Genomic DNA, 2,382 nt, shown 5'->3' on the forward strand with positions numbered 1-2,382 from the left:
AGCCCGGCTTCACGGTGAGCGGCTGGATGGATACCCAGCCCGATGCGCTGGAGGACGACAAGGAGCGATTCCGCATCGGTCTGCTCCGCGCGGGTCTGCCGCCATGAGCGCTTCCGATGGCATGCCGCCCCCCTGCGCAATCGACCGTGGGGACGAGCCGGACGGTCGGACGCTGCTGCGGCGTCTGCGCAGCGCGGAGATCCTGGCCGTGCTGGCCAGGTGCCGCTGGTTCCGCAGCCTCGACGAGGCGGGCCTGCGCCACGTCCTGCAGGAAGGCAGCCTCGTCACTCTGCCCAAGAACCGCATGCTGTTCCGCACCGGCGATCAGAGCAGCGAGGTCTACATCCTGATCTCCGGGCGGATCGCCATCAGCACCACCGGGTTCAACGGGCGCGAGATCGGCTTTCGCCACTACGAGCCGGGCGACGGGTTCGGCGAGTTGGCGGCCCTGGACGGCAAGCCGCGCTCGGCGAATGCCAAGGCGGCGCAGCCGAGCCAGCTGTTGCGCATCCCGGCCGCCGGCTTCCACCGTCTGGTATCGGCCCATCCGAGCGTCGCCGAGGAGGTGCTGAAATCCTTGGCGCGGCTGGTGCGGGCCTTGAGCGACCGGGTCGCGGAGAACGGGGCGAAGGCGTCGGTACGGATTATCGGCGGCATCGTCCGTCTGGCCGAGGCGGCCGCGGACCGCCCGGACGCAATGCGGGTCCAGATCGTTCCCGCCCCCACTGACGAGGAGTTGGCGTCGCGCTGCGACAGCCATCGCGAGGCGGTCAACCGCGTGGTCAACGAACTCAAGCGGCGGGGCCTCCTCAGCCGCTCGCGCGCTGCCATGGTCGTGCTCGACCTGCCGGCCCTGCGCCGGCACCTGGAGGACGTGCGCGGCTGAAAGTGCGGCATGGTACCGCCTGTATCCTGCCGGCCCGGGGCTGGTCTCGGCGCGAAGCCGGCTCTATGGACCTGCACCTTCGACCGGACGGGCGGGCGGCCTGGCCGGGGCCTTTGCGGATGGATCTCGATGCACTCCCGGAACGTTCAGCCGGCTGCCGACAACCCGCGCCGCGTGCTCACCGCGAGCCTGGTGGGCACCACGATCGAGTTCTTCGACTTCTACATCTACGCCACCGCCGCGGTGCTGGTGTTCCCGCACCTGTTCTTCCCGGCGAGCGACCCCACCTCCGCGATCCTGCAGTCGTTCGCTACCTTCTCGATCGCCTTCTTCGCCCGGCCGATTGGTGCCGCCCTGTTCGGCCATTTCGGCGACCGGGTCGGCCGCAAGGCGACGCTGGTGGCGGCCCTCATGACCATGGGCGTGTCGACCGTCCTGATCGGCCTGCTGCCGACCTACGATTCGATCGGCGTCCTGGCACCGCTGCTCCTGGCCCTGTGCCGGCTGGGCCAGGGGCTAGGATTGGGCGGCGAGTGGGGCGGTGCGGTGCTGCTCGCCACTGAGAACGCCCCGCCCGGCCGGCGCACCTGGTACGGCATGTTCCCGCAACTGGGCGCCCCCATCGGCTTTCTGCTCTCGGCTGCCCTGTTCCTCCTGCTGACCGAGACCATGACCGATGAGAGCTTCTTCGCCTGGGGCTGGCGGCTGCCCTTCCTGCTCAGCGCCATCCTGGTGGGGGTAGGCCTCTATGTGCGGCTGAAGATCTCGGAGACCCCGGCCTTCCGCCGGGCGATCGAAAAGCAGGAGCGGGTCGCGGTCCCGGTCATGGCCGTGCTGCGCGAGCAGAAGCTGAACGTGCTGATCGGCACGGTCGCGGCCCTGGCCACCTTCGTGCTGTTCTACCTGATGACGGTGTTCTCGCTGAGCTGGGGCACCACGGCGCTGGGCTACACCCGCGTCGAGTTCCTGATCTACCAGATGATCGGCGTCCTGTTCTTCGGCCTGACCATCCCGGTGGCGGCGTGGCTCTCCGACCGGTTCGGCCGCCGGCTGGTGCTGGGCTTGGTCACTGCCACGATTGGCCTGTTCGGCCTGGTCATGTCCAGCCTGTTCCTGCCGGGTGAGCCCGCCTCCGCCCTCCTGTTCTGCATTCTGGGCCTGGCCCTGATGGGTATGACCTATGGCCCGCTGGGCGCGGCGCTGGCGGACCCCTTCCCCACCGCGGTCCGCTACACCGGCGCCTCGCTCGCCTTCAACCTGGCCGGCATCTTCGGCGCCTCGCTGGCCCCCTATGTCGCGACCTGGCTGGCCTCCAGCTATGGCCTGGGCCATGTCGGCTACTACCTGGCCGGCTCCGCCGTGCTCAGCCTCATAGCCCTGGCCTGCATCCACGAGGATCGGCCGGCCGGTCGGCTCGAGGAGGCCGCAGCCCGGGCAGCCTGACCGCTTCCGGCAGCGCCGACCGCCATCCAGGCGGCGGCGCTGCACGTCTTGAC

General features: G+C 69.8%; 2 protein-coding genes. Both read left to right on the plus strand.

All coding sequences use genetic code 11. From position 1 onward, the window contains the following. Positions 1-103 precede the first annotated feature (103 nt). Positions 104-886, plus strand: a complete 783-nt coding sequence (locus tag EQG76_RS23675; RefSeq protein ID WP_159716927.1) for a Crp/Fnr family transcriptional regulator — start codon at positions 104-106, stop codon at positions 884-886. A 129-nt stretch (positions 887-1,015) separates the two neighbouring features. Continuing rightward, the gene (locus EQG76_RS23680; RefSeq protein ID WP_159716930.1) at positions 1,016-2,329 is read left to right on the plus strand and encodes an MFS transporter; all 1,314 of its coding nucleotides are present in this window, start codon (positions 1,016-1,018) and stop codon (positions 2,327-2,329) included. Positions 2,330-2,382 lie beyond the last annotated feature (53 nt).

Source organism: Geminicoccus flavidas, assembly GCF_009806515.1.
In the GTDB taxonomy this organism is placed as follows: Bacteria; Pseudomonadota; Alphaproteobacteria; order Geminicoccales; family Geminicoccaceae; genus Geminicoccus; species Geminicoccus flavidus.